At 61.3% G+C, this 26,480-nt stretch carries 23 protein-coding genes and 2 tRNA genes; 10 read left to right on the plus strand and 15 right to left on the minus strand.

What is annotated here, in order from left to right:
• Positions 1-304: 304 nt before the first annotated feature.
• Positions 305-730: a hypothetical protein gene (locus F3J24_RS18055; RefSeq protein ID WP_167009422.1), complete on the minus strand. Its 426-nt coding sequence runs from the start codon at positions 728-730 to the stop codon at positions 305-307.
• A 217-nt stretch (positions 731-947) separates the two neighbouring features.
• Between F3J24_RS18055 and F3J24_RS18060 the strand changes: the two genes are divergently transcribed.
• Together F3J24_RS18060 and F3J24_RS18065 are read left to right on the plus strand one after the other, a co-directional pair.
• Positions 948-1,382 carry an NUDIX domain-containing protein gene (locus F3J24_RS18060; protein WP_167009424.1) on the plus strand — a complete coding sequence of 145 codons (435 nt, stop codon included), beginning with the start codon at positions 948-950 and terminating at the stop codon, positions 1,380-1,382.
• Between the two features lie 702 nt (positions 1,383-2,084).
• The gene (locus tag F3J24_RS18065) at positions 2,085-3,221 is read left to right on the plus strand and encodes an iron-containing alcohol dehydrogenase (protein WP_167009426.1); all 1,137 of its coding nucleotides are present in this window, start codon (positions 2,085-2,087) and stop codon (positions 3,219-3,221) included.
• Between the two features lie 17 nt (positions 3,222-3,238).
• Here F3J24_RS18065 and F3J24_RS18070 read toward each other — a convergent pair whose 3' ends face one another.
• The 6 genes from F3J24_RS18070 to F3J24_RS18095 form a co-directional block, all read right to left on the minus strand.
• On the minus strand, positions 3,239-5,665 hold the full coding sequence (locus tag F3J24_RS18070) for an AI-2E family transporter (RefSeq protein WP_167009944.1): 2,427 nt from the start codon (positions 5,663-5,665) through the stop codon (positions 3,239-3,241).
• A gap of 298 nt (positions 5,666-5,963) precedes the next feature.
• A complete protein-coding gene (locus tag F3J24_RS18075; RefSeq protein WP_167009945.1) occupies positions 5,964-6,983 on the minus strand; it encodes a patatin-like phospholipase family protein in 1,020 nt (339 codons plus the stop codon).
• Positions 6,984-7,116: 133 nt separating this feature from the next.
• Positions 7,117-7,959 carry a sensor histidine kinase gene (locus F3J24_RS18080; protein ID WP_167009427.1) on the minus strand — a complete coding sequence of 281 codons (843 nt, stop codon included), beginning with the start codon at positions 7,957-7,959 and terminating at the stop codon, positions 7,117-7,119.
• Between the two features lie 30 nt (positions 7,960-7,989).
• Positions 7,990-8,751 (minus strand): response regulator transcription factor, encoded by a 762-nt coding sequence (locus tag F3J24_RS18085; RefSeq protein WP_167009428.1) that lies wholly within the window; start codon positions 8,749-8,751, stop codon positions 7,990-7,992.
• A 210-nt stretch (positions 8,752-8,961) separates the two neighbouring features.
• On the minus strand, positions 8,962-9,801 hold the full coding sequence (locus F3J24_RS18090; protein WP_003057060.1) for an HDOD domain-containing protein: 840 nt from the start codon (positions 9,799-9,801) through the stop codon (positions 8,962-8,964).
• Between the two features lie 66 nt (positions 9,802-9,867).
• Complete coding sequence (locus F3J24_RS18095; protein ID WP_240154379.1) at positions 9,868-10,740, minus strand: S9 family peptidase; 873 nt, start codon at positions 10,738-10,740, stop codon at positions 9,868-9,870.
• On the opposite strand from F3J24_RS18095, the gene F3J24_RS24980 reads away from it, so the two are divergent.
• The gene (locus F3J24_RS24980; RefSeq protein WP_240154380.1) at positions 10,732-10,947 is read left to right on the plus strand and encodes a hypothetical protein; all 216 of its coding nucleotides are present in this window, start codon (positions 10,732-10,734) and stop codon (positions 10,945-10,947) included. The genes F3J24_RS18095 and F3J24_RS24980 overlap by 9 nt on opposite strands.
• A gap of 229 nt (positions 10,948-11,176) precedes the next feature.
• Here F3J24_RS24980 and F3J24_RS18100 read toward each other — a convergent pair whose 3' ends face one another.
• Positions 11,177-13,558, minus strand: a complete 2,382-nt coding sequence (locus F3J24_RS18100; protein ID WP_167009429.1) for a Tex family protein — start codon at positions 13,556-13,558, stop codon at positions 11,177-11,179.
• Positions 13,559-13,735: 177 nt separating this feature from the next.
• On the opposite strand from F3J24_RS18100, the gene F3J24_RS18105 reads away from it, so the two are divergent.
• A complete protein-coding gene (locus tag F3J24_RS18105; RefSeq protein WP_167009430.1) occupies positions 13,736-14,854 on the plus strand; it encodes a DUF72 domain-containing protein in 1,119 nt (372 codons plus the stop codon).
• Between the two features lie 110 nt (positions 14,855-14,964).
• Here the strand turns inward: F3J24_RS18105 and F3J24_RS18110 are convergent, their stop codons facing one another.
• Positions 14,965-16,068, minus strand: coding sequence for an enoyl-CoA hydratase/isomerase family protein (locus tag F3J24_RS18110; RefSeq protein ID WP_167009432.1), 1,104 nt, complete (start codon positions 16,066-16,068; stop codon positions 14,965-14,967).
• A gap of 217 nt (positions 16,069-16,285) precedes the next feature.
• On the opposite strand from F3J24_RS18110, the gene F3J24_RS18115 reads away from it, so the two are divergent.
• Positions 16,286-16,720, plus strand: a complete 435-nt coding sequence (locus F3J24_RS18115; protein ID WP_167009434.1) for a YbaN family protein — start codon at positions 16,286-16,288, stop codon at positions 16,718-16,720.
• Between the two features lie 108 nt (positions 16,721-16,828).
• Here F3J24_RS18115 and F3J24_RS18120 read toward each other — a convergent pair.
• A tRNA-Pro gene (locus tag F3J24_RS18120) sits at positions 16,829-16,905 on the minus strand.
• A gap of 182 nt (positions 16,906-17,087) precedes the next feature.
• Positions 17,088-17,164 (minus strand) — tRNA-Pro (locus F3J24_RS18125).
• Positions 17,165-17,682: 518 nt separating this feature from the next.
• On the opposite strand from F3J24_RS18125, the gene F3J24_RS18130 reads away from it, so the two are divergent.
• The gene (locus tag F3J24_RS18130) at positions 17,683-18,720 is read left to right on the plus strand and encodes a porin (protein WP_167009436.1); all 1,038 of its coding nucleotides are present in this window, start codon (positions 17,683-17,685) and stop codon (positions 18,718-18,720) included.
• Between the two features lie 95 nt (positions 18,721-18,815).
• Here F3J24_RS18130 and F3J24_RS18135 read toward each other — a convergent pair whose 3' ends face one another.
• From F3J24_RS18135 to F3J24_RS18150, 4 genes are read right to left on the minus strand one after another with little or no spacing between them, the layout of a single operon-like run.
• The gene (locus F3J24_RS18135) at positions 18,816-19,520 is read right to left on the minus strand and encodes a hypothetical protein (protein ID WP_167009438.1); all 705 of its coding nucleotides are present in this window, start codon (positions 19,518-19,520) and stop codon (positions 18,816-18,818) included.
• Positions 19,517-20,506: an MlaD family protein gene (locus tag F3J24_RS18140; protein ID WP_167009440.1), complete on the minus strand. Its 990-nt coding sequence runs from the start codon at positions 20,504-20,506 to the stop codon at positions 19,517-19,519. The genes F3J24_RS18135 and F3J24_RS18140 overlap by 4 nt, the downstream gene beginning before the upstream one ends.
• 13 nt (positions 20,507-20,519) lie before the next feature.
• On the minus strand, positions 20,520-21,323 hold the full coding sequence (locus F3J24_RS18145) for an ABC transporter permease (protein ID WP_167009442.1): 804 nt from the start codon (positions 21,321-21,323) through the stop codon (positions 20,520-20,522).
• Between the two features lie 57 nt (positions 21,324-21,380).
• Positions 21,381-21,854 (minus strand): Cd(II)/Pb(II)-responsive transcriptional regulator, encoded by a 474-nt coding sequence (locus F3J24_RS18150; RefSeq protein WP_034395549.1) that lies wholly within the window; start codon positions 21,852-21,854, stop codon positions 21,381-21,383.
• A gap of 39 nt (positions 21,855-21,893) precedes the next feature.
• Between F3J24_RS18150 and F3J24_RS18155 the strand changes: the two genes are divergently transcribed.
• From F3J24_RS18155 to F3J24_RS18170, 4 genes are all read left to right on the plus strand, one after another.
• Positions 21,894-23,996 (plus strand): cation-translocating P-type ATPase, encoded by a 2,103-nt coding sequence (locus tag F3J24_RS18155; protein ID WP_167009444.1) that lies wholly within the window; start codon positions 21,894-21,896, stop codon positions 23,994-23,996.
• 104 nt (positions 23,997-24,100) lie between these two features.
• A complete protein-coding gene (locus F3J24_RS18160) occupies positions 24,101-24,562 on the plus strand; it encodes a hypothetical protein (RefSeq protein WP_167009446.1) in 462 nt (153 codons plus the stop codon).
• 115 nt (positions 24,563-24,677) lie between these two features.
• The gene (locus F3J24_RS18165; protein WP_167009448.1) at positions 24,678-25,037 is read left to right on the plus strand and encodes a hypothetical protein; all 360 of its coding nucleotides are present in this window, start codon (positions 24,678-24,680) and stop codon (positions 25,035-25,037) included.
• Positions 25,034-26,479, plus strand: coding sequence for a TolC family protein (locus F3J24_RS18170; RefSeq protein WP_167009450.1), 1,446 nt, complete (start codon positions 25,034-25,036; stop codon positions 26,477-26,479). The genes F3J24_RS18165 and F3J24_RS18170 overlap by 4 nt, the downstream gene beginning before the upstream one ends.
• Position 26,480: the final 1 nt, after the last annotated feature.

A 26,480-nucleotide genomic window follows, 5' to 3' on the forward strand; every position in this document is an offset into this window, starting at 1 on the left:
ATGCGCGAGACATAAGGTATCTCTGCACTGCAGGTAGTCTTATCCGATCTACGTCTTCAATTTCCTTTTGAGACTGACGGTAGCATAGTTGCAAAAGGATGAGCAGCCAATGGCTGCTCAGGGTCGATTGCTGGCCGACACGAATGACTGCTGACGGGCACCCTCGGTTTATCGCGCTGCCCCATCAAGGCTGCCATTCAACGACAGACCGCTCACGTAGCCAGAAGCAGCCCCTTGCAGGAACAGCTCCAAGGACTGCTACTGGCCGGTAGGCGACTGTCTCAGAACGACCCAAAGCGGCCTGTCAGCGCTTGAAAAATGAGCGGACCTTAGAGAGCACTGTTGGGGTGGAGGCTTCTGTCTCCTGCAACTGCCGGTGCGAAACCGAAGCATCGCCATTGGGCAGTAAAACAAGTGCGTAGTGCTCCCCGTCGTCTCCCACAACAACTGCGTTTAGCGTTTCGGCCATACGCACCAGCTTTATGAGCGCACTTTGGTCTGGGCTGTTGAACTTGATTTGATCTTGGTACCACCAAAAGAAGGGTTCACCCTTCCAATCGATTAGATGAAATCGCTTTACTTCACCATCAACCTGCATATCAACGTAGTCCGCTGACCAGCTAAGTTCTGCATCAGAAAGGATCAGTGCATCAACATCTGCTTTGGTAACAGGAACATCAGCGGCATCCAGCCAATCGTTTGTTCTGACCAAGTGCAAGTCATAAGCCATGGTGTGGAGCCCTCCAGAATTGTTATGCCGCTAGCTGGCGTTGTGATGCTATCAATACATCGAACGACCGCATTTAGCCGGTAGTGTGCGTGCACGAACGTGCCAGGAAGCAGACACCCCGATACGCGAGCTTAGCTTGAGAAGTCAGCTGGCAGCGAGGTCCTGGAACTGCTGCTGCCGGCCAGAAAAGGTCATCGGTATAGGTGAAAATAGTCCAATGCAATCGCAAGCTGCTTCCCCTCCCAATAAGGCTTGCCCAGTAGTCATTCGAGGTCAGGGCGCCTTAGAGGTTTTGGCTTTTGTTCATCCTTTGGCAGGTTTCCAGCTGGTCAAAGGCACTATTGAGCCAGGCGAGAATTCTAGAGACGCAGCACTCCGTGAGCTACGTGAGGAAAGTGGTCTCAGCGCATCAAAAACTTCGGCTGACTTAGGCACTTGGGTCTCTGGCTATGAGAACCAGATTTGGGCATTCCATCTTTGTGACATAGACAGCCTGCCTGACTCTTGGACATTTAGAACCACCGATGACGGTGGGCATGACTTCAAATTCTTTTGGCATCCACTGTTTCAGCAACCGAGCGAACAATGGCACTGGGTGTTTCAAGGTGCACTGAAATACATCGCTAGCAAATTACCTGCGCGGCATGGTTGACGGCGTACGGTTGATCGTAAGACCTAGCCAACGATCGCTAACCGGCATGCAAGCTTGCAGCCACACTTCGTCCAGGCTCCTCAGTGTCGAGTGACTGCTCCAGCCGAGAGCAGACGCTGGCTAGTGATCTTGCTAGCGACCGCAATGGGTCGATAGCACCACTTCCAGACGTGCAGAAGCGGTCAGTCGGCTTGAGTAAGTCGTAAGTGACAGCTTTGAGGCATAGAACAGACCTGCAAGGAAGATTCAGTCCAACGACTGCTTTGGGGAGCAGCGGTCATTTGCTTTACGAAGTTGACCGGCTGCAACCAGCCTGTAGCAGCCATCAGGACCAAATTATCTAACGACTGCAAAGCCGCAAGCAGTCGCGTTCACGCATGAAAAAGAGCGCTCTATGTAAGCGCTCTTTTCATAGCAAAGACTGCACCAGGGGTGGACCAAGCAGCTGTATTGTCTACCCGAGATCACTACGATCAGCTCAAGTTTACGACTTTACGGTTACAAGTCAGCGCCTCGCAAAACTGCATGAATGCTAGCCCCGGGTTTACGACTTTATTTGCCGGTTTACGACTTTAATGACCCAGAACATCAACCCTGTCCCCAGGGAGACGATTTTTCGCCGTTACCTAGGGTTTGCTGTCTTTGCGCTGCAGCAGCTGACTTCTAGATTGCAGAAATCCCTTTCGATCAAGCAAGCGAACCATGGCCTTTATCAATTTCGTCACCCAGATCCAGTTTGACTTTGGCGCCGTGCGTCTGCTGCGCCAGGAATGTGCACGAGTGGGCATCAGCAAGCCGCTGATCGTGACCGACCCCGGCGTCAAGGCGGCAGGGATTCTGCAAAAATCCATCGATGCGTTAGGTGAGCTGCCCTACGCCGTATTTGATCAGACTCCCTCCAACCCCACCGAGGCAGCAGTGTGCGTGGCGGCTGAGATCTACAAAGCCCAGAGCTGCGACGGCCTGATCGCGGTGGGCGGAGGCAGCGCCATTGATTGCGCCAAAGGCGTGGCAATTGCAGCCACACATGAAGGGCCACTCTCACACTACGCGACCATCGAAGGCGGCTCTCCTCGCATCACCGAGCGCGTTGCACCGCTGATTGCCGTGCCCACCACCAGCGGTACGGGCAGCGAAGTGGCGCGCGGAGCCATCATCATTGTCAACGACCATCGCAAACTCGGCTTTCACAGCTGGCATCTGGTGCCCAAGGCTGCCATCTGCGACCCCGAGCTGACCTTTGCTCTGCCCCCCATGCTGACAGCTGCAACCGGCATGGATGCCATAGCGCACTGTATGGAAGCCTTTATGGCCTCGGCATTCAACCCACCGGCCGACGGCATCGGCCTGGACGGGCTGACCCGGGGCTGGGCCCATATCGAGCGGGCCACACGCAATGGCAACGACGCTGAGGCGCGCCGCCAACTGATGAGTGCAAGCATGCAGGGGGCCATGGCTTTTCAGAAGGGCCTTGGCTGCGTGCACAGCCTGAGCCACAGCCTGGGTGGCATCAACCCGCGCCTGCACCACGGCACGCTCAACGCCATGTTTCTGCCCGCTGTCGTACGCTTCAATGCCGAAGCCGAAAGCGTGCGGCGCGAGGACCGCCTCAACCGCATGGCACATGCCATGGGTCTCAGCAGCGGAAGCGATATCCCTGAAGCTGTTCTCGACATGAATGCCCGTCTGGGTCTGCCATCGGGTCTGGCAGCCATGGGAGTGGAACGCACCCAGTTTGATGCCATCATCAGCGGTGCGCTCAAGGACCACTGCCATGCCACCAATCCGCGACTGGCCTCGGCGCAGGACTATGAGCAGATGCTTAGAACCTCACTCTGACAGATGGCACAACCGGCTCAGGCGTCTACGACAGGACCTTGCCTGAGCGCTTCACGCACATCATCCATCAGTTGCCGCGCCATGCCACCGAGCACCTCCAGCTCATCGTCGGACAGGTTGCGCGGCTCGTCATCCAGGATGGACAGACAGCCCAGCACATTGCCTCTTTTGTCCGTCAATGGCACGCCCGCGTAAAAGCGCAGCTTGAGACTGTGCACCATCGAGTCGTTGGCAAATCGGGGGTCTCGTGCCAAGTCGCCGACCACAATGGCCTCTTCTTCATACACCACATACGAGCACACCGAGCTATCACGAGGAAAGCCTTGCTGAGGGCCCTCTTGCGCCGAAAGCGGCAGCAGGCTGCCCGGTGCAAAGACACGCTCAGCATCCACCCAGGAAACTTGAGCCCATTTGGTGTTGAAAGCGTTGACGGCTTTCTTGGCCGTGTCGCGATATAGCGCGGTCAATGCGGGTGCCAGCACTCCGCTTTCATGCAGCATTCTGACGCGCTGCTCATCAGCATCGGGAATCGGAGCTGCAATCACACTCTCTCCGGGGTCACCAACCTGCATGGCCTCCACCCATAGGTGCAACTCACGCAGACTGGTCACGCAGGCCTGCGCTCCTGTCTGCCGGGCAAACTCGGGATCAGCCGCCACGGCCGGCGCATTCCACAGGCAAAGCACCACTCGCGCACCCGGCCAGTGGCGACGAATACGCCGCACAATGCGTCTCGCCATGCTTTGTGGCTGATGATTGAAAACCGACAGTACCAATAGATCCGATTGCTTCACGGCCCGAGTCCACTCGCGATCCGCCAGCAAGCCATTGACGTCGAACTGCAAGGACTTGGAGTCCGGAGCCAGTGCCCATTCGGAGCAGCTGACTTCATGACCATGCAAGCTCTCTGCATGGGCCACCATGGCTGCGCCCAGGGCATCCACCTCCCAACGCACACCCGCGCAATGGATGCGCAAGTATCGACGCTGATCATCTTCACCGGAAGCAACCTCGGCATGCTCGCCACGGCTTCTGAATGCGTATTGATCCTGCAGTTCCTCAAGCAGGGCTGCCATGCCATTGGACAGCCGCAAGCGATGCTCGGCCGTCGCCGACTCCAGATGTTGCTGGGTTGCAATACGCAAAGCAGGAATGGCAACCTCATCATAGAACCCCCTGACGGCACCGGCTCTGTCATCCTGGCTCGGTTTCGAGGGCAGGCGCTCCTCTACCGACTGCACGGCCATGCTGATGGCGTCATCAGCGTCATCAGCCAGCAAGCGCTGATACAGCCGTTGCTGCGGCCCGAGAACAGGCTCGCTTCCCAGCAATACCTCCATGAATTTGAGCGAAGGAATGTAGCGCCCCAGCACCAGCAGGCACACTGTCAAAGGTGTGGAGAGAATCAGGCCGATCGGCCCCCAGAGAGCCGTCCAGAAGGTCGCAGCCACAATGATGGACAAGGTCGACAGCCCGGTACTGGAGCCATACAGCCACGGCTCGATCACATTGTTGCTGATCAGTTCCAGCAGCAGAATCAGTCCCAGAGTCAGCAAAAACATATTCCAGCCGGGATCGACCGCAAAGGCCAGCGCCAACGGAAACACTGCAGACATCATCGGGCCCACATAAGGCACAAATCGCATGATGGCGCCCAGCACCCCCCAGAGAATCGCACCTGGCACGCCAATGAGCAACAAGCCCATGGCGAGTGGCACGCCATAGCTGACATTGACGATGAACTGCATGCGCAGATATTTGCCAATGCGCTGCGAGGCCTCATCCAGCGCATCGGTCGCCAGATTGAGGTTGCCTCCCACCAAGCGCAGCAGGCGGTCACGCAGATCGTCTCGATCCAGCAAGATCAATATGACAAACAGCAGCACGATACCCGCAGTCGTCACCGGCTCGGCAATGCGTCCCAGCCACTGCAGCATCCGCGTGGTGGGCTTGGAATCGGGGGTCTGCACCTCCACTTTCTGCACCCGCGCCCTGGCGCTGTCCACGCTGGCGATCTCCTTCTCGACCGTGTTGTAGGTCTTGAAAACGCCATCCCAGGCACTGGGCATGTTGGCGCTCTTGCGCAGGCTGCGCAATTTGTCGCGGATTGTCGATTGATAGGTCGGCAGGTCGGCGCTGAGTTGCTGCACCTGACTCCCCAAATACATGCCCAGCCCCCCGAGAGCAGCCAGCGCAAAAGCCACTACCACGATGGCCGAAGCCATTCGCGGCAACCCCCAACGCTTGAGCCTGCTGACAGCAGGGTCGAGCAGAAAGCCGAACAGCATTGCCAGGGCCAGAGGAATCAACAGGTCCCGCCCGAAGTACAGAGCAAGGATCACGATGGAAGCAATCATCAATCCGATGAGCAAGCGCAGGGCCGGCAGCATTTCGGCCAGATGCACCAGCCCCGGAGCCATGTTGGCCCTGGCACGTCTGTCCATACCCTCCCGCAAACGGGGTGCAGGCTGCCTGCCCTCTGCAGCTGAACCCGCCTCTTGCGAGAGAGTCTCGATTTCGACCGGCGCCCCCGCAAAGGGCTTGGTGGGTGCAACCGCACCAAAGTTGACCTCGGGGGAGGGAGACGACTCGTCGGACGGAGACTTCTCGTTTCGGTTCTCGGACATGGACATCGCTGGTGGACTACGGTCTGTGATTTTCGGAGTCAAAGTGTGCTCATCTGGAATTGCAGCTGGCTCTGCCTCCTTCTGCTGTCAGGCTTTGTCTCAATTTGCAAGAAAGCTACAGCGCCTCGACCCGACTCGGATCGGGTGCATGCAGCCACTCAGCAAACTCATCGGCCAGCTGCTGACTGGCCGACGTCGCCGCGCTCCAGGCCCTGGCACGCGCATCATGGTCGGTGCCGTAACTCAGAAAGTCATGCCGGTCCGGCAACTTGCCATTGGGCAGGCAGGCCACCCATGCAGGGTCGGGTGCCAGCACCACCATCGAGTCCAGGTACGAGCTGGAGCCGTGACGCCATTTCAGTCCCTTGTCCAGCCAGCCGGGAATCACCGCCTTCTGGAAATGAGGATATAGCACCACCCCATCGCCGCTGCGAGAGGCCAGGTAATCCAGATGCATGTGATAGTCCGTGATGCCCCCATCCCAATAGGCGCCCGTGGGAGCCTCTGCAATATCCTGCACGGCATCCAGCACAAAAGGGATGGAACAGCTGGCGCGCAAGGCCTGCATGAAATTGCTCTGCGTCAGCGGTGTCTGCGCAGAACGGATGTCCGCAACACCGAAGGGAAGAGCATGCAGGGCATCACTAGCGGACGTGGAAAAGACCACACGCTCCAGCAAGCAGCCCAAGGCAGACCGGTGCAACGCATTGCTGGCAAACGCGGCCGCATAACCCAAAGGAGTCCGCCAGGGCGATACACGTGACAGCAGGCCACGGCCGCGGGCGGCAATCACATGCAGCCGGTAGCGCGGGTGCGCCAACACCTCGCTCACACGCCCGCCATAGAAATCCTGCAGCGACTGCGCAAACCGCTGGCTGACCAGTGCAGAAGGCGTGCGCTTGTGGCCTTCGGGAGGATCAAAGCGCTGGGCAATATAGTCGCGCTCCAGTCGTTCAAAAGCCGCCACCGGCGCATCCAGGCAGGCCGTTGCCATGCGCCAGGCACCAATGGAAGCTCCGACCAGATCCACCGGCTGCGCGCTGGCCTGCAACCATTGTCCAAAGACGAAGCGATCCAGGGGTCCGAGAATCAGCCCCTTAGGGCCACCAGCCGCCGCAGGTATGACTCTGACCATACCCGGCTGCAAGCCCCGCTGCGCCATGGACTGCCGCGCCTTGATGCCGGCATAGATTCGCAATGCTCTTGTGGATGACCTCATTCGGACATTGTGCTTGCAAGCCCCATTGCTCGCCATCGGGTTCGTGACTTCACCAGTTGAGCGTGACCGAGGTACCGCCACCCGGCCGGGCCGAGATGCTCAGCTTTGCCCCCATGGCGAGTGCTCTGCGACGCATATTGATCAATCCCCTGCCGGTGGCAGCAGCGGTGTCCGGGCTTTGCCTGCCTTCGGCCTGCCTGCTGGGGCCTGCATCCTCAATGCTCAATCGGGCATGCACATAGGCCGCCGGGGCGTCAGGCGACTTTTCCCACTGCTCAACGGCGGCCAGCGTGACCCAGAGTTCACGCGCATCCGTGTGTTGCAGCACATTGCTCACCGCCTCCTTCACCACGGCCATGATCTCCTCGGCCATGACACCGCACGGCAGGCTGGCGGTGCCGCCATAGACCTCCGGGACCCAGACATCCCAGTGCAGATTCATGCCCCGATGATCCAGCACGGGCTGAAGCCTGTGCCTGAAGCGTGCCAGCAGGAGGCCCAAGGGTTCATTGCGGCTATCCATGGAATCAACAATCAGCCTCAGATCGAGCAAGCATTGTTCTGCGGCACTGCGAATCGCCGGATCCATGCTGCGCTCGGTCAGGCTTATCAGCTGCACCAACTGGCTGCCGACATCATCATGCAAGGCTTGCGCTATGCGTCTGCGCTCCCGCTGCACCTCTTGCGACGGACGCACACTTTTACGTCTGCGCCACAGCGCGCTGCGATAGACCTGGGGCAGCAACCAGACGACAACCCCCATACTGATCCCCATGCCCAGCACAGCGGTCCACCAAGGACCGGAATGAAACGCCCCCCCCACCGGCAAAAGCCAGGGCAGCCACAGCAACAGCTGCGCACTCCACAGAAGCAAATGCCAGGCGTAGAACATGGCGAACGCGTTTGCAGACAGCGCCGCGGCCTAAAACCAGCCGCGCAGATAGGCAAAGCGCACGGCCTGGGCTCGGCTACGCACCTGGAGCTTGCGGTAGATATTCTTGATATGCGTGTTGACCGTCATGGTGCTGATCTCCAGGCTGGCACCGATCTCTGCGCTGGTGTTGCCACTGGCAACCATGCGCAAAACCTCGCATTCACGGCTGGACAGCCTGTCGGACATGTCGGAGCCCGGAACGGCTCCGGAAGCCGGTCGCTTATCACACCGCTGCAGCAGACGCCTGGCCAGACTGGGGGTGATGGAGGCTCCGCCGTTGACGACCTGCAGCACTGCTTGGGGGTAATTGCCAAACCAGGAGTTCTTGACCAGATAACCGGTGGCCCCCAGTTCGAAAGCGTGCAGCACCTGCTCTTCCGTTTCCACCACCGAAACCACGATGACTTCGGCCTGCGGACGGTGGCTTTTCATCACTTCGATCAACTCGAGGCCATTATCTGCACCCAGTTTCAGATCCAGCAGCATCACGTCAACTTCATGCTGACGGATGGCTTTTCTTGCATCCTTGATGTTGTCCGCCTGAGCCACCACCATGGTTCGACGGTCGTTCATGATTTCCTGCGCGATCACCATGCGCAAGTGAGCATCGTCGTCCACCAGCAGCACCCTGACCGGCTTGTCGGGCTGCCCCACCATGTGATCAGGCCACATGGAGGGACTGCCCAACTCCACGGCCATGGGTCGGAGCATCAAGGCTTCACCGGAGTTGTTTGCACTGTTCGGGTCCATGTTGCGCTCCTGACCAGAGTTGCTTGCAGGGAGCTCCAGAGGGTGCCCAAGACACCATATAGAGAAAAACTCCCCAATTCATCATTAGATAGTTTTTAGCAATTAAAACTGCAACTCAGCGTAAGAAAAACAGCAATTTGGGTAACCACGGATTTCTGACGAGACCTTCCCTGAACCCGTCAACTCCATCGTCACGGGCGGCATTGGGGCCTAAAACTGAACATCCAGTGAGCCTGCATGCCAGTCTATGGATGCCTGACGCAGCACCATATCGATGTCCATGCCCAGAGCCAGTCCGGTTTCTGCAGGAAATGTCACTGCCAGCTGGCGCTCGCCCCAATTGAGCGCGCGGGTTGATGCTCTCCAGATCGCCAGATGCAACACTCCCGTCAAAGGCTCGAAAACAGGCTGCTCCATAGGCGCATGCATGAACTGGAACGCGTCGCTGATGAGGTCCGGACAATTCCACTGCCGCGCCAGATGGGCCGTGATCTGGCCCGAGCAATAGCCCATCAGCTGCATTTCTACCTGCGCACGCCTGGGGTGCATGGGCTCCAGCAGCTCGGAAAGCCTGAGAAATGTGTCTGGATCAGCGGCCTGCAGCAGCAGCTCCCCCAAACCATGCAACAGCCCCAAGGCGTAGGCCTGCGAGGCATTGGCCTGAACCGACATGGCAAGCGCGCGTGCCATTCGTGCCGTGTCCAGGCTATAGCGCCAAAAGCCCGCCAGACTCCAGCCCGCCGAGACATGAGACGCGCTGACAGGGGTCGCCTTCTGCACCATCTGCCGCAACTGAGCCGGCGCCAGAAGCACCAGCGCTTCAGGAATGCTGTGCACACGCTGGCCCAGCAGGTGCGCCGGCCCGTTGGCCGCAGCCAGCAGGCGTGCCGTCAGGACCGGATCGGTGGAAAACAGTTGCACCAGACTGCGCATGCCGGGCTCCGGCTTGCGCAGCTCACTCGACAGCAGCGCAACGGCGCGCGGCTGGCTGGGCAGCAATACATGCTGCTCCAGCAGAGTTGACAGGCTCAGGGGTTTGACGCGACTCATCTGGATCAAAAGCGACGACCGGGTTGTCGCCCCCCCGAAGTGGACAAAAGAAGGCTCATGGGAATATCAGAGCTGTTCATCTCTTTTCAGCTGCACGGGCAGGCCCATGACCAACTGACCAGCAAGCTTGCGAGTCAAGGGTTGTAACACGGAAAAGTGATCAGCCCCCTGAACCGAGACGCAATGCAACTGGTTCGACTTTCGTGCCGCGCACATATTGTCGAGGCTGTTGATATTGCCTGGGGTTTTGCTGCCCTCAATGATCCATGTCGGGCTCTTGATGGCATGCAGCCAGTGCATGGGGGAGCGCAAGCGCCTCTCATCCGGCGAGATCAGCTCCCATTTCACCGGCCAGCCATAGCCGCTGATCTCGTCCACCGGACCAAAAGCGAACACCCCCTGCACCGGCAAACCTGCCGTTGCTGTCAGCAGCGCCAGCGTGGCTCCGGTGCTGTGCCCACCCAGATAGATGCGGGCCGGATCGACATAAGGCAGTTGCGCGGCCTGCAGGATGGCTGCGGCCACATCCTGCACTTCCCCCCAGAAATACTCACGCTGGCCAGGATTGTCATTGCCGCCGCGCAGCGTGGGAAACAGCATCACCATACCGGCCTTGCGAAACGCGCTGGCACTTTGGTCATTGGCGGCTGGCCCTTCACTCCAGAAATCATCCAGACTATTGGTATCTCCCCCCGTCAACCAGACCATCAAAGGCTGCTTCCTACCATCTCTGGGATCCGGCGTGACAAAGGCCTTGAGCTTCAGATCACCGCTCTGATAGCTCATGGAAACAAACAACCGCGACGGCGGCTCGGGCATGGACCTGACGGGAATATGCGCTGCCGGCAACAGGGCAGTCGCGATCCGGGTTGCCTTGCCGGCGCGCGCCTGCATCAGATTCTGCATAGTGATTTCACCCGATGCGATCTGTTGCTCCACAACCTGCTCGATCCGCGCCTGCTCCCCGCGCTGGCTCTCGTGCTGCTTGTGAGCGGCAGCGTGACGCACTTTGGCCATCTCATGCTCGGCCATCGCAGCGCGCGTGATGCAGCGCCGCTGCTGATCAATGTCTATGCCCTCTTCTTGGGCCTTGTCGACCTGGGCAAGATTGAGCTTGACGGTATGGCACACGTCATCGCCTTCTGATGCAAGGGCTGGCGGCCAAACCACGGGCGCCGGCACCTGGGCCTGAGCCTTCTGCTTGACCCTGTCCAGCGATATCCAGCCGCGTGATGTCATCTTGGCGCCGATAAAGACCACCAGCAACGCCACGCCTAAGGCGGGCAATATCACCCGCCCCCTCGCTTTGCGCATTGTTCTGCTCCCACCAAAAAGGCCGCCTGTAATCTGGATTCGATGGCGGCCTGGTGGGAGATTATTTCTTCAGTCCCTGCAACTTCGCAAAGGCTGATGCCATTGCATTTTGCTGTGTGGGCTGGTTACCACGCTGGGGTTGCGCATAGCCACCGCGATTGCCGCCGCCATAGCTGTTGCCGCGGCCTGCGCCTTCAAAGCGGTTGTCCCGCGGGCCGTCGCGACGTGCAGGAGCTGCATCGAGCTTCATGGTCAGGCTGATGCGCTTGCGATCTACGTCGACTTCCAGCACCTTGACCTTGACGATCTGCCCGGTCTTGACCACCTCGCGCGCATCCTCGATGAACTTATGGCTCATCTGGCTCACGTGCACCAGTCCGTCCTGATGCACGCCCAAATCCACGAACGCGCCGAACTGGGCCACGTTGCTGACCGTTCCCTCCAGCGTCATGCCTTCCTTCAGGTCCTTGATGTCTTCCACGCCATCGTTGAAGCGGGCGACCACGAAGTCGGGACGCGGATCACGGCCGGGCTTTTCCAGCTCGCCCAGAATGTCCTTGATGGTTACGGCACCGAAGTTGTCATTGGCAAACTGCTCCGGCTTCAGGGACTTGAGCACTTCGCCACGACCCATGATCTGATCCACGGGCTTGCCCGTGGCCAGGATGATCTGCTCGACCACCGGATAGGTTTCGGGGTGAACGCCGGTGACATCCAGCGGATTGTCGCCACCGCGAATGCGCAGAAAGCCTGCGGCCTGTTCGAAAGTCTTGGCACCCAGACCGGCTACTTCCATCAGTTGCTTGCGGTTCTTGAACGAGCCATTGGCATCGCGCCAGCGCACCACCGACTTGGCAACCGAGCCCGACAGCCCGGAAACGCGCGTCAGCAGCGGGGCAGAAGCGGTGTTCAGGTCCACACCCACGGAATTCACGCAATCCTCGACCACGGCATCCAGCTGGCGGGCCAGCTCGCTCTGGTTCACGTCGTGCTGGTATTGACCCACGCCAATGCTCTTGGGGTCGATCTTGACCAGCTCGGCCAGCGGATCCTGCAGGCGACGGGCAATCGATGCCGCACCACGCAGGCTCACGTCGATATCGGGCATTTCCTGCGCCGCAAACTCGCTGGCCGAATAAACGGAGGCGCCGGCCTCGCTCACCACCACCTTCTCGATCTTCTTGTCGGCCTTGGACGCAATCTTGATCAGGTCTGCCGCCAGCTTGTCGGTTTCGCGGCTGGCTGTTCCGTTACCGATGGCAATCAGATTGATATCGTGCTTTTCCACCAGACGGGCGAGCACGGCCAGCGAGCCATCCCAGTCGCGGCGCGGCTCATGCGGGTAGATGGTGGTGGTATCCACCAGCTTGCCGGTGCTGTCCACCACGGCCACCTTGACGCCGGTGCGAATACCAGGGTCCAGGCCGATCACGGCACGCTGGCCGGCAGGTGCCGCCAGCAGCAGGTCACGCAGATTGTCGCCAAACACCTTGATCGCCACCTTCTCGGCGTCTTCGCGCAGGCGGCTGAACAGGTCGCGCTCGGTGGACAGGCTCAGCTTCACGCGCCATGTCCAGGCAACGCATTTGCGAATCAGATCGTCAGCGGCGCGCTTGGCATGGCTCCAGCCCAGGTGCAGCGCGATCTTGCCCTCGGCGAGGCTGGGTTGACCCGGTTCAGGCTCGACCGGTTGCACCAGCTTGGCTTCGAGAACCTCCAGTGCACGGCCGCGAAACACGGCCAAGGCACGGTGCGAGGGCACGCGGCCAATGGGCTCGTCGTATTCGAAGTAGTCGCGAAACTTGGCGACCTCGGGGTCGTTTTCATTCTTGCTCTCGACCTTCTTGGATTTGAGCAGGCCTTCATCCCACAGCCATTCGCGCAGCTTCTGCACCAGCGCCGGGTCCTCGGCCCAGCGCTCGGACAGGATGTCGCGTACGCCGTCCAGCACGGCAAAGGTGGTGCTGAAGTCGGGACCGGGCTTGCCGTCGTCCAGCGTCGTCGCGGGCTTGCAGAAAGCCTCGGCTTCCTTGTGCGGATCCAACGTGGGGTCGGCAAACAGCTTGTCGGCCAGCGGCTCGATGCCGAATTCCTTGGCAATCTGGCCCTTGGTGCGGCGCTTTTGCTTGAAGGGCAGGTAAATGTCCTCCAGCTCCTGCTTGGTCGGTGCACTGGCAATCGCCAGGCGCAGCGCATCGGTCAACTTGCCCTGCTCGTCAATGGCCTTGAGCACCGTCTCGCGGCGGTCGTCCAGCTCGCGCAGATAAGTCAGGCGCTCGTCCAGCGTGCGCAGCTGCGTATCGTCCAAACCGCCCGTGGCCTCCTTGCGGTAGCGGGCCACAAACGGAACCGTGGCGCCACCATCGAGCAACTCCACTGCCGCGCTCACCTGCTGCGGCTTGACATTCAGTTCTTGAGCAATCTGACCAATGATTTTTTGCATTCGATATTCGCCCCACGGCGTTCAACACAGGAAGCCAATGAGTTTGCCATAGGCATGCCGCCAGACTGCGCTTGATATCCGGCAGAAGTGCAAGCAAACCTTAAAACTATGCTTTCCATAGCTGCTTTCCATTGATGAGAAAGCGTGGAAGGCCAATTTCATTAAAATTATTGCGACATGACCGATACCTTCCAGGACGATTTTTTTGCCGACGAGCTGCCTCCCTCCGGAGATGGCGCCGGCAAAGCACCGCCTGAAGAAGCCCCGCAGGCCGATGGCCCAGGTGAACGCAAACCCGGACGCGGCGCGATTGCCCTGGCCCCGGCAGCCGCGCAGTACCAGGAGCTGGCCGCACAACTGCCCCCCCTGCTGCGCATGGGCGTCTCGACCTGGTCCTATCCGGGCTGGGAGGGCTTGGTCTGGGATGGAGCCTATGACAGCAGCGTGCTGGCAAAAAAAGGCCTGACGGCCTATCACCAGCACCCGTTGCTGCGCACCGTCTGCGTCGACCGCACCTTCTGGAGGCCGCTGACGGCCAGCCAATATGCCGCCTTTGCCGCTCAGGTCGATGCCGACTTCCGCTTTGTCGTCAAATGCCCGGCCGGCATTACCGATGCCCAGGTACGCAGCGAGGAAGGCAAGCCGCGCGAAGCCAACCCCGCGTTTCTGGACCCTCACCTGGCCATAGAGCATTTTGTGGAGCCCACTCTCGAAGGTCTGGGCAGCAAGCTGGGCGTTCTGGTCTTTCAGCTCAGCCCCCTGCCCTGGAGTCTGCTCAGCCGCCCCGGCCTGTTGATGGACAAACTCGGTCTGCTGCTGGCCGCCGTGAGGCTAGCGCTGCAAGCACATCCGCAAGTCATCGTTGCCGTGGAGGTCAGAGACCCCGAGCTGCTGACCTTGGAGCTGACCCGCACGCTCAAGACCCATGGCGCAACCTTCTGTCTGGGCTTGCACGGCAAGATGCCGCCCATCGAGGCGCAACTCGACATGCTGCGTGCGCTATGGCCCGGGCCGCTGGTGTGCCGCTGGAATCTGAATCGCCTCTTTGGCGCCTATGGCTATGCCGATGCCCAAAAGAAGCACCAGCCGTTCAACGAGATCCTCAGCGAAGACCTGCATACCAGGGAGCGGCTGGCCCGCACGATTGCCGGCATCACTGGTGCCGGTCAACCCGCTTTTGTGACCATCAGCAACGATGCCGAGGGATGTGCCCCCCGCTCGATAGCGCTGCTGGCGCAGGCGCTTGCGAGTCTTGCAGACCCTGGCCCGGACAAGCATCCGCGCTCACCATCCTGAATTGATACTAAAAACACCATCAAACGCTTACCAGTAAAGCGCTGATAGCTATAAAAAACAAAGCCCGACACCATCGAGTCTGTCGGGCTTTGTTTTGTTAGGTAGCCGAATCAGCCTTGCAGCGCCGCCAGCGGGTGAGAATGTGCAGGCCAGGGGCTGTCAAAGAACGCCTGCCACTCGGCATCGCTCACCTCTTCGATGCTGGCAGGATTCCAGCGCGGGCTGTGGTCCTTGTCCACCGCCAATGCACGGATGCCCTCCACGGTCTCGCTCCGACCGGGGCGCAGATAAAAGCAGTGGCGCACCATATCGCGCTCCATGCGCAAGTCCTCGGCCAGCGTCATCTGGCGAGCACGGCGGATTTGCTCCAGCACCACATGCAGCATCAGCGGCGAGCGCTTGCGCAGCGTGGCAGCTTCGGCCTGAGCCCAGTCGCTGCCGGCCTGCAAGGCCTGCACCACAGCAGCTACCGTGGGTTGAGAAAAGCAGGCATCGATTTCCGCACGATGCTCGGCTGTCTTGGGCTCGATGCTCACAAAGCGGGAGCGCACAACGGCATTGAGCGCCTCCACATTGGCAAAGTCCGTGGTTGCCAAGGTCTCCCACAGCTCTGCCTGCTGTTCGGCGGGAATGCAGCCATCGGCCAGACCAAAAGCCAGGGCATCGCCCGCGCCGATGGTGTCGCCGGTCAAGGCCAGCCATTCGCCTACGGCACCCGGGCAGCGCGAAAGGAAATAGCCGCCGCCCACATCGGGGAAGAGACCAATGGCCGTCTCGGGCATGGCCATCTTGGTGCGCTCGGTCACGATGCGCAGCGAACCGCCCTGGCTGATGCCCATGCCGCCGCCCATGACGATGCCGTCCATGAAGGCAATATAGGGCTTGCCGAAGCTGTGAATCAGATGGTTAAGCGCATATTCCTCGGTGAAAAAATCTTCGAGTTGAGGATTACCACTGCTGCCGGCCGCGTGCAGAAAGCGGATGTCACCACCGGCGCAGAACGCCCCGAACACCCCTTCCTTGTTGCTGCCACGAATGGCCACGCCCAGAATCGAGTCGTCTTTTTGCCAGGCCAGCAAAGTGCCCAGCAGATCGCGCACCATGCCCAGTGAAAGCGCGTTGAGCGCCTTGGGACGGTTGAGCGTAATCATGCCCAGCTTGCCACGGACTTCGGCAATCACATCGGACATATCGGCGCTCGGGGTGGGGGTCATTGTCTTGCTCCTTGAATCAATTCCATGCTGGTCGCCAATCGGTCGCCAGGCCATGCGCAGCGATTATGCGGTTGCACTCCGCGCAAGCCGGGACAAGGACGTGACAAATACCGCCAGCCTCTGCAGCCACAAAGCCCGAACGGGCGGCAATGCTGACTAATATGGGAACCATGCTTGGCTGCAACCTCACCTGCTTCTGCAGCCCACCTTCTGTCTCATGAACGATCTGCCACCACCGCCCGAAACCCCTCGCGAAGAGCCGCACCTGGAGCCCAAGCAGCTTTCTGCGCCGCTGCGCTATCTGCTCATTGCCTTTGCGCTGGTTTGCGTGATTTTGGGGCTGATAGGCGCCGTGGTTCCCGGCATGCCCACCACGGTATTCATACTGATGGCCGCCTGGGCGGCAGTGCGCAGTTCGCCCAGATTGCACCGCTGGCTCTATGCACACCGTGTTTTCGGCCCGCTGCTGCACAACTGGGACGCCGGCGGCAAGGTCAGCCGCCGCGCCAAATGGACGGCAACCGTCAGCATGGGTGCCAGCAGCCTGCTGATACTGTATTTTTCGTACAAGCCATGGCTCACTGCCATGACGCTGAGCATCATGGCCTGTGTGCTGCTCTGGCTGTGGCTCAGGCCCGAGCCGCAGGTTTAGGGATGGAGCCCCCAAAGTCGCGAGACATGCGCATGGTTGATGCTCTCCTCGAACGGGAGAGCTGGAATAGAAAAAGGCCCGTGATTTTCATCACAGGCCTTTTCAATTTGGTCGGAATGGCGGGATTCGAACTCGCGACCCCTTGCACCCCATGCAAGTGCGCTACCAGGCTGCGCTACATTCCGTGTCGATGACGCTATTGTAACCGATTTCTGGCCCTCTTCCGGGAAGACCGCTGCCGAAGCAATTGCTTAAGCATGAATCACGACGGACGCCTGGCGCTGCAGGTTTCATAGCATCTCGCCTCTACAGCTTTGGCACCCACATTGAAAAAGGCCTGTGATTTACATCACAGGCCTTTCCAAATTGGTCGGAATGGCGGGATTCGAACTCGCGACCCCTTGCACCCCATGCAAGTGCGCTACCAGGCTGCGCTACATTCCGTGTCGATGGGATGAATTATAGGGAGGAAAAACAGCCTCCCCTGGGAAAACGCGCACTTTTTTCAAAAAAGTCTCAAATGCGCGCAGCAGGCAGACTGCCAGCGCTCTTGGTTGGGACAAGCCCATGTTGCGGCTCAACCTGGATTGCACAATGAATGCACCCTCGATACTGAATAGGTATACGCCGCTGGTGCAGCCAGACGTCCTGCGGTTACATGGCAAGCGCCAAGGCTTCTTGTCAGACCCGGTCTGACAGGAATGACTGTTATTCCTGCGACACCAAACCATCAGCACTCACTCACCCGCAACTGGCGGCCCTTGGCCGCTCTACATAGCAATATCGATAGCACCAAGACGGTGCACACAAGTGGTTTCCCTGGGTCCTTGAGGTAAAAAAACCACTGTCATATCACTGAAAAGATGATTTCATCGGCTTCCGCGGAACTGCAGAGCAAGCTGTATACAAACCCCCGCTATATTTCAAAACGTAAATCCAATATCTAACTCGAGAGGACACTCATGAAGACCGCTTTTATCGCCATGGCTGCTGCCCTGGCCTGCTCCGGCGCCGCTTATGCCCAGAGCAATGTGCAACTGACCGGTCTGGCCGATATGTATGCCGGTTCCGTCAAGATGGCTGGCCAGGACCGCAAGGGCGTCGTCGGCTCCGGCGGCATGACCACTTCCTGGTGGGGCCTGAAGGGCACTGAAGACCTGGGCGGCGGCCTCAAGGTCGATTTCAACATCACCGCCTTCATGCGCATGGACACCGGAGAAACAGGCCGCTTCCCCGGCGACACCTTTTTCTCGCGCGATGCCAATATCGGCCTGAACGGCAATTTCGGCCGCATCGGCCTGGGCCGCGACAAGGCACCCAACTTCCTGCCTACCATTCTGACCAACCCCTTTGGCGATTCGTTCACCATCTCGCCTCTGGTGCTGCACGCGAATACGCCCACCGCAGCCTGGGGCGGCAATCGCCTGACTACGCCCGCCGACACCGGCTGGAGCAATATGCTGGTCTACACGACACCTAGCTTCGGCGGCCTGACTGCCAATGTCTACTACCAGTTCGGCGAGCAAACCACTCCTGGCAACAAGAGCAAGAAGAACGTCGGCGTGAACGCCCTGTACTTCAACGGTCCTCTGAGCCTGACGGCCTTCTACGAGCGTGACCAGATCACCAACCCCGGCAACGGCACGGTCATGCCTACCAAGAGCGACTGGATGGTCGGCGGCAGCTACAACTTCAATGTCGTGAAGCTCTACGCCACCTACGGCCAAGCCAAGGTCAAGGATCTGGATACCAAGAGCAAGACCTACTCGCTGGGTCTGGATATTCCTGTCTCCGGTACCCCTGGCACCGTCAAGGCAGCCGTCGCCCGCACCAAGTACGAAGCGGTCACCGACGCCACCCGCACCACAGCGACCCTGGGCTATGACCACTTCCTGTCCAAACGCACCGACGTCTACACCGCTCTGATGTACGACCGCGTGAGCGATGCCAACCCCAAGACCGGCACCAGCCTGATCGCCGGTATCCGTCACCGCTTCTAAGCACCGGATTTGAGCGAGCCTCTGGCTCGCCATCCACAAAAAAGCGAGGCCTGTGCCTCGCTTTTTTATTTCCGAGCCGATGACCGGGGGCCTGTTCACTTGGGCGTGGATGTCTCCAACAGCTTCAGCCGACGCTGCAACTGCGCCTGTTGTTCCGCATCGCCGCCCTGCTGCGCTGCCTTGAGCTGCAGCAGCAACCAGGCCATCAAAGGCCTGCGCCAGCCTTGCGCCGAAGCGGTATCAACGCCTTGCTGCAGCAGGGCTGGGTCCGCAGCTCCGCCACGCAGCAGCACGCCTGCAGCTACCAGTCTCGATAGCGGATCCTTGATCTCAGCCAGGGCAGTGCCAGCTGCGCCGCCACCGAGCAGTTGCCGCGCCACGCCGCGCTGCGCCTCGGGCAAAAGCTCGATATCACCGGCTTGCGGACTCGCCTGCAGATAGCGGGCATAGGCCTGTTCTGGCTTGCCCGCATCCTGCGCCAGCGCCTCATAGGCCGGGCAACTGTTCCAGTCCAGGCTGGCTACCTGCGCTGCACAGCGCATCAGCTCCAGCTTGGCTGCCTGTGCGGGTTGGCCGGTGCTGGCCACGGCATCGCGCGCCTTCTGCCATTGCAGAGCCTCCACACGCTGCAGCCCCTGTAAATAGGCCTGCGTGGCTTTTTGCGCCGCAGCTTCGGCACTCAAGGCCCAATCCGGTGCCGGGATTTGGTTGCCACAGGCCGAAAGCGCCATGACAGATATAGCAGCCAGTGCTCTACCCCATTGGCCTGGAGTCTGCTTTTGCTTGTTTTTTTGCTTCATGGCAGCTTCAACTCCGGCTTGTGGGAAAACGGCCATTTGCGCTGCAGATCGTTGAGCACGGACTCCAGCCTCAGCAGATTGCTTTCGACCTCGGCGCGCAGCGCGCCCAGATCGGTCGAGGCCTCGCGGGCATTGCTGCCCACCACCTGCATATCAGCCAGCACGGCATCGACCTTGGCCATGCTTTTGCGCGTATCGACCAGCAAGCCGTTGAGCTGCTCCATGGTGGCCTTGACCTGGGGCATGACGCCATTCGCATCGAAGACCTGGCTGTCGGCACGCGCCACCATGCGGTCCATTCGTCCGAGCAGGGAGTTGGCGCGCTCGAGCATCTGGCCGACCTTCTTCGCTTCCTCGTCGCTGCCCAGTACCGCACCCAGAACGCCGCCTTGCCCCTGCATGCGCTCGGCCAGCTTGCGCACTTCGGCCAGCGATCCGCCCAATGCCGAATCCGTGGCGGTCAGTGCCGCCACATTGGCCAGCACCTCCTTGGCGGAGTTGATGATCTGCGGCAGCTCTGCCGTGGCGTCGCCACTGAGCACGGGCCGCACGGAGTCCGGCGGCAGCGGCGCATCGTCCAGCATACCGGTATAGGCCTTGATGGTGGTGCCGCCCACCAGGCCCTTGACCAAGGTAAAGACGCTGGACTGGCGCAGCCAGTGGGCGTCCTTTTCGGTCACATCGACCAGAATGCGGACCGAGCCGTCCTTGGCCAGCTCTATCTTGTGCACACGGCCTATGGGAAAGCCCGAGAAGGTCATGTCCATGCCCACGACCACGCCTTCGGAGTCGTCGGCCGTCAGCACCAGACGCTGCGTGGGCTCGAACACCCCGCGCGCATAGAGCAAATAAGCGGCAGCACTCAGAATCAAGATCAGGGTCAGCGCCAGCAACGCTGCCGCCTTGGCGCGCAGATGCGCGACGGGTTTGAGGCTGAGCAACTCCTCGTCGATCAGCTGCTCCTCGGCCATACGCGTTTCGCTCATGGCTCCATCCTTTTCAGTAATAGTTGCCCATGAGCGAGATCACCTCGATCAGGAGCAACACGGCAAACATGCGTGCAAAACCGCCCAGCTCCGCCCCGCCCTGCCGGTGCCGCGCAACCGGCGTGTACATGGCGGACGCCAGTGGCATGACAGCCACCGTGAGGCTGAAAAACCAGGTCTTGAGCACGAACACCAGCGTCAGCGAAGGCGTGAAGATCTGGCCGAAGATGCGGGTGTAGGCGGCAAAGCCGGCCAGACTGAAGCCATAGACGCTCAGATACACGGTGACCAAGGCCACGATGCAACTGAGCGCAGCCAGCGTGATGGCCGCAAACACTCCGGCAGCCGCACGTGGCACCAGCGCCGCACGGACAGGGTCAATGCCCTGCGTCTTCCACTTCGCAAGCTGGCCCTGGGTACGCATCTGCACCACCTGCACGCCGGCCGGAATGGTGCAGCGCATGGCCACAAACAGCGCGGCCGTCAGCGGTATCAGCTCGATCACCATCACCCGCACCACCAGATCCAGCGCGTAGCGCGACAGGCCATAGCTTTGTGCGGTAACGATGACGATGCGCGCAATCACCGCACACAGCAGGGCTGCCAGTGCGGTAAAGCCCGTGAGTATGGGAGCGGTCTGCGCATACATCTGCTGGGCCAGCATGGCCCGCCCGCGCTTCTGATAGCTGGACGGCGAGCTGATCAGCACCAGCAGCATGGCGGTGAGATAAATGCTGCGCCACCACGCCAGGGCCTGCGCGCCCAGCGCAGCCCAGATCCGCCCCGGCAGCTTGATGGTGGTTTCACTCCAGCTCATGCAGGAATGATAGCGTCCACTTCAGGGTAGGGGCGCAGCAGCCACAGTTGCACGCTGTCAGACATGGCGCTTTGCCGCAGCACTGCCCTGCAGGCCCTCGGGCAAGGGCTCGTCGGCCTGGGCATGCAGGGCCTCGATGATGTGGCAAAAGCTGTCCGAGCCGTCGCACTGGCTGCGCAGCTGCATCAGCTCGTGCTCCAGGGCCTGCAGCTCGGCCAGCCGCTCGCGCACATGGCCCAGATGGGCATCCAGGGTCTTGTTGGCTGCCACGCAATCGGCCTTGCGCGCACCATCGAGCGCCAGCAGGGTGCGCACCTCGTCTAGCGACATATCCATGGCCCGGCACAAGCGGATAAAGCGCAGGCGGTGCACATCGCCATCGGTGTAGAGCCGGTACTGGTTGTCCTCGCGCACGCCGGGCGAGAGCAGTTGCTCCTTCTCGTAATAGCGGATATTGGCCGCGGCGATGCCGGAACGCTTGGCCGCCTCGCCAATACGCCAGCGCGGAATATCGTGCGAATTGAGGGACATGCTTGACCTTAAAGTGACTTTATTGTTTTCAATACTGCCATGAAGCAAGAAAGCCTGTCCACCCACGCCCATGACCACGATCATGAGCATGCTCATACGCCCGCCACGTCCAAACCCGTCGCCGCTGCCGCCGCATCGACTTGCGGCACGGGCTGCTGCGCCCCGTTTTCCATCAGCGAGCCCGCCAAAAGCCAGGCTCACGACGAGAGTGACGGGCACGACCATGCCCACGACCATGGCGTGCTGCCCGGCTGGCCGCGCATCTATGCCGCTCTGGCTGCAGCTCTGGCGGCCGAGGCCTGCCACTGGTTTGGCGGCGACGGCGCCAACTCCACGCTTCAATACCTGGGCATGGCGCTGGCCGTGCTGGGCATAGCGTTGTCGGGTCTGGGCGTCTACAAGGCCGGCCTCAAGGATTTGCTGCGCTTCAAGCTCGGCATTCATGCCCTGATGGCAGTGGCAGTCACGGGCGCCTTCATCATCGGCCAGTGGCCCGAAGCCGCCATGGTCATGGCGCTTTATGCAGCGGCCGAGCGCATCGAAGACCAGGCCATGGACAAGGCCCGCCTGGCCATCCGCAATCTGCTGCAACTCGCGCCCGAGACCGCCGATGTGTTGCAGCCCGACGGCAGCACTGTGCGCATGGCCGCCAGCGAGGTGCCCCTGGGCGCCATACTGCGCGTGACGCCCGGCGCTCGCGTGCCGCTGGACGGACGGGTCACCGAAGGGGAAAGCTCGGTCAACCAGGCCCCCATCACCGGCGAGAGCGCGCTGGCGCACAAAGGCCCGGGCGACGAGCTGTATGCAGGCTCCATCAATCAGGATGGCGAGCTGCAGTTGCGCGTGACCGCTCCGGCCAGCGACAGCCTGATTGCGCGCATCGTCCATGCCGTGGAGCAGGCGCAATCTTCCAAGGCCCCCACCCAGCGCTTTGTCGACCGCTTCGCCGAGGTCTACACCCCCATCGTGCTGGTGCTGGCGATTGCCCTCGGCCTGCTCGCGCCCTGGCTGCTGGACTGGAGCTGGCATCAGGCCGCTTACCAGGCCCTGGCCCTGTTGGTCATCGCCTGCCCCTGCGCTCTGGTGCTGTCCACCCCCGTCACCGTGGTCAGCGCGCTCACGGCAGCCGCCAAGCGCGGCATTCTCATCAAGGGTGGTAGCGCGCTGGAGTCCGCCCGTCAACTCAAGGCGATTGCACTCGACAAGACCGGCACGCTGACCACCGGCTCGCCCAAGCTGGTGGACTGGCAGAGCTGGAATGCCGCGAGCAGCGATGACGCCGCCGCCCGCGCCTATGCGCTGGCATCGCGCTCAGACCACCCGGTGTCGCGCGCGATTGCCCAGGGGCTGGAGGCCCAGGTCGGCAAGGACTTTGCCGAAGCACAGCAACTGCAAGCCCTGCCCGGCCGCGGCGTGCAGGCACAGATCGGCTCTGAACGCTGGACGCTGGCCAATCTGCGCTGGGTGGGCGAGCAAAGCTGGGACAGTGCCGAACTCAAGGCCGCGCTGATGCTGCAGGAGCAGCGGGGCCGCACCGTCACCCTGCTGGCCAATGAACAGGGCGTGCAGGCGCTGTTTGCCGTGGCCGACCCGCTGCGTCCCCAGGCCAAGGCGGCCGTGGCCCAGTTGCAGGCGCTGGGCGTCAAGCCCATTGTGCTCAGCGGCGACAACAGCGCTACCGTGCGCACGGTGGCCGCGGAAGCAGGCATCAGCGATGCACGCGGCAATATGCTGCCCGAGGACAAGCTCAAGACCCTGAGCGAGTTGCAGCGCGACATCGGCCCCACGGCCATGACAGGCGACGGCATCAACGACGCGCCAGCGCTGGCCCAGGCCGACATAGGCTTTGCCATGGGCGGCATGCACGCCACCGACATGGCCATGGAGACCGCCGATGTGGTGCTCATGAACGACGACCTGCGCCGCATTCCCGAGGTGGTCGATCTCTCGCAGCGCGCACACAGCGTGCTCTGGCAGAACATCAGCCTGGCTCTGGGCATCAAGCTGGCCTTCTTCATTTTGGCCGTCAGCGGCAATGCCAGCATGTGGCTGGCCGTGCTGGCCGATATGGGCGTGAGCCTGCTGGTGGTTGCCAACGGCCTGCGCCTGCGCCATTGGGGTAACAGACCTGAAAATGAATGAAATTCGACCTTAGCCCTTGATGGGCAAGCGCAAGCAGCTATCTAATTTACGACTTACTGCACCGGGCAGGGAACTAAACCCCGCCCTTCGCTATCATTCAGCCCATGCGTCGCTTTTTCTCCTTGTTCCTGGTTTTGCTGCTGGCCCTGCGCGGCCTGGCAGGCGATGCCATGGCCATGGAGCAGAACACCGACCAGTCCCATCACATGGGACATGCGCTGGTGCAGACGCAAAGCCTGGACGAAGTGGCTGCCATGGCAGCCGCTGTGCACCACGCGCATGCAAGCCTCGCGACCGACGCACAGCCGCATCACGACATGGCCGCGTCCCACAAGGCAGGCCCTGCAGGGGCCGTCAGCTGCAGCGCCAAGCTCGCCGACAGCGACTGCCACCAACATGAAGGCCATTGCACGGCCTGCGGCATCTGCCACTCGACGCTGGCCAACTCCGAGTTGCTGACGCTTCACTCCAGCCTCCCCCTGGCCGCTCAGCCGGCCCATGGTGCAGCGCGCTTTGCCAGCGCCGCGCCTGCCGACCTCGTCAAACCACCGATTTCTGCGCTCTGACGCCCTAGGTGCGTCCGCATTTTGATAGCAGCCATCGCTCTTGCCATCTAGGCTTGAGCCGTAAAGCGCTCAAAACTGCGGACCTTCTCCCGGTTTTAGACGACAGGAATCTCCTATGCGCCAAGCGCATCCCCTTTCTTTGGCAGCCATGGCTTTGCTCATGGCCGGCGTCAGTCCGCCAGTTCTGGCCCAGCCCTCAGCACCGACTCTTCCAGTTGCCCAGCTCCCGGCCAGCAGTCACAGCGTTTTCAACCCCGCCGCTCCCACGCTGGCGCTGCAGCACCAGCCGCTTTCCGCCAGCGCAGCCATCGTCGCCCAGCCCGGTGACTGGAAGGCCGCCAATGCCGCGGTAAGCGAGTTCCCGCGCGGCCATGGCGATGTGCTCAGGTGGGAAAAATCCCAGGGCAATGCCTCCGGCCCGGCCCCGGACAGCGGTACATCCGCACATCAGCACCATCATGGAGGCCAGCCATGAAGCGCCTTGCATTCAAAGCCTTGCCATTGCTCGCTGCACTGGCTCTGGCCGGCTGCGCCAGCATCTCGCCCGACGGACTTCGCGGCGACGTGGCCAGACATACCGAAGGCAGGCTACCTGTGGGCGCACAGCTGCCTTCGCCGGACGCCCAGGCCCTGCAGGATGCGCAGACCCAGATTGCCGACTGGCTCAAAGCCCCAGTCGATGCCGACACCGCCGTGCGCATCGCCCTGCTCAACAACCCCGGTCTGCAGGCCCAGCTGGCGCAGCTCGGCATTGCCGACGCGCAGCGCGTGCAGGTCCTGACCCTGCCCAACCCCAGCTTTACCTTCGGCCGCTTTCGCAACGGCCACGAGCGCGAGATCGAGCGCCAGCTCAGCTTTGGCCTGGTGCAGCTCATCACCCTGCCCTGGCGCAGCCGCTGGCAGGGCTGGCAGATGGAACAGGCCACGCTGACGGCCGCCCAGCAGGTGCTGCTGCTGGCCTCCGACACACGCCGCGCCTGGCTGCGCGCCGTGGCAGCCGGGCAAGCCCTGGCAGCCAACGAACGCATGCATGAGGCGGCTGCCCTGGGCGGCGAGCTGGCCCGCCGCATGGCCCAGGTCGGCAACTTCAGCAAGATGGACCAGGCCAGAGAGCTGGCTCAGCAGCAGCAGGCCGCCGCCCAGTTGGCACGCGCGCGTCTGAACGCCCAGCTGGAACGTGAGCAGTTGGCCCGCCGCATGGGTCTGTGGGGGCAGCAACTGGCCTACAAGCTGCCCGCCCTGCTGCCCGCCCTACCGAAAATAGCCGAATTGCGTAGCGGCGATGACGCCGAAGCCACGGCGCTACGCCAGCGGCTGGATCTGGGCGCGCTACGCCGCGACCTGGATGTGACCGCCGGCCGCCAGGGCTGGGCCACGGTTGGCACCATCTTTGGCGATATCGGCGCCAGCTACAGCAACAACACGACCACCGAACGCGTGAACGGGGAAACAGGGGGCCACAGCGACAAGACCCAGGGCTGGGAGTTCGACGTACCGCTGCCGCTGTTTGACTGGGGCTTTGCCGCGCGCGGCATGGCGCGCAACCAGGTGCTGCGCAGCGCATCGCTGCTGCGCGACAACGCCATACGCGCACGCAGCGAAGCCCGCAGCAACTGGCTGGCCTACCGCACGGCTTACGACCTGGCCCTGCAGCAGCAGGCCGAGGTGCTGCCCTTGGCCAAGCTGATGCAGGAAGAAACCGTCTACCGCTACAACGGCATGTTCATGAGTGTGTGGCAGTTGCTGGCCCAGGCCCGCAGCACCACCCAGGCCGTGGTAACCGCCACCGAGGCACAGCGCGACTTCTGGCTGGCCGAGACCGATCTGCGCCTGGCCCTGACCGGCACATCGCCAGGAACCGCCCCCACCGTCAACACCACCGCAGCGCCCGCTGCACAAGCCGAAGCAGGTCACTGAT

Source organism: Comamonas sp. Tr-654 (assembly GCF_011752915.1).
In the GTDB taxonomy this organism is placed as follows: domain Bacteria; phylum Pseudomonadota; class Gammaproteobacteria; order Burkholderiales; family Burkholderiaceae_C; genus Comamonas.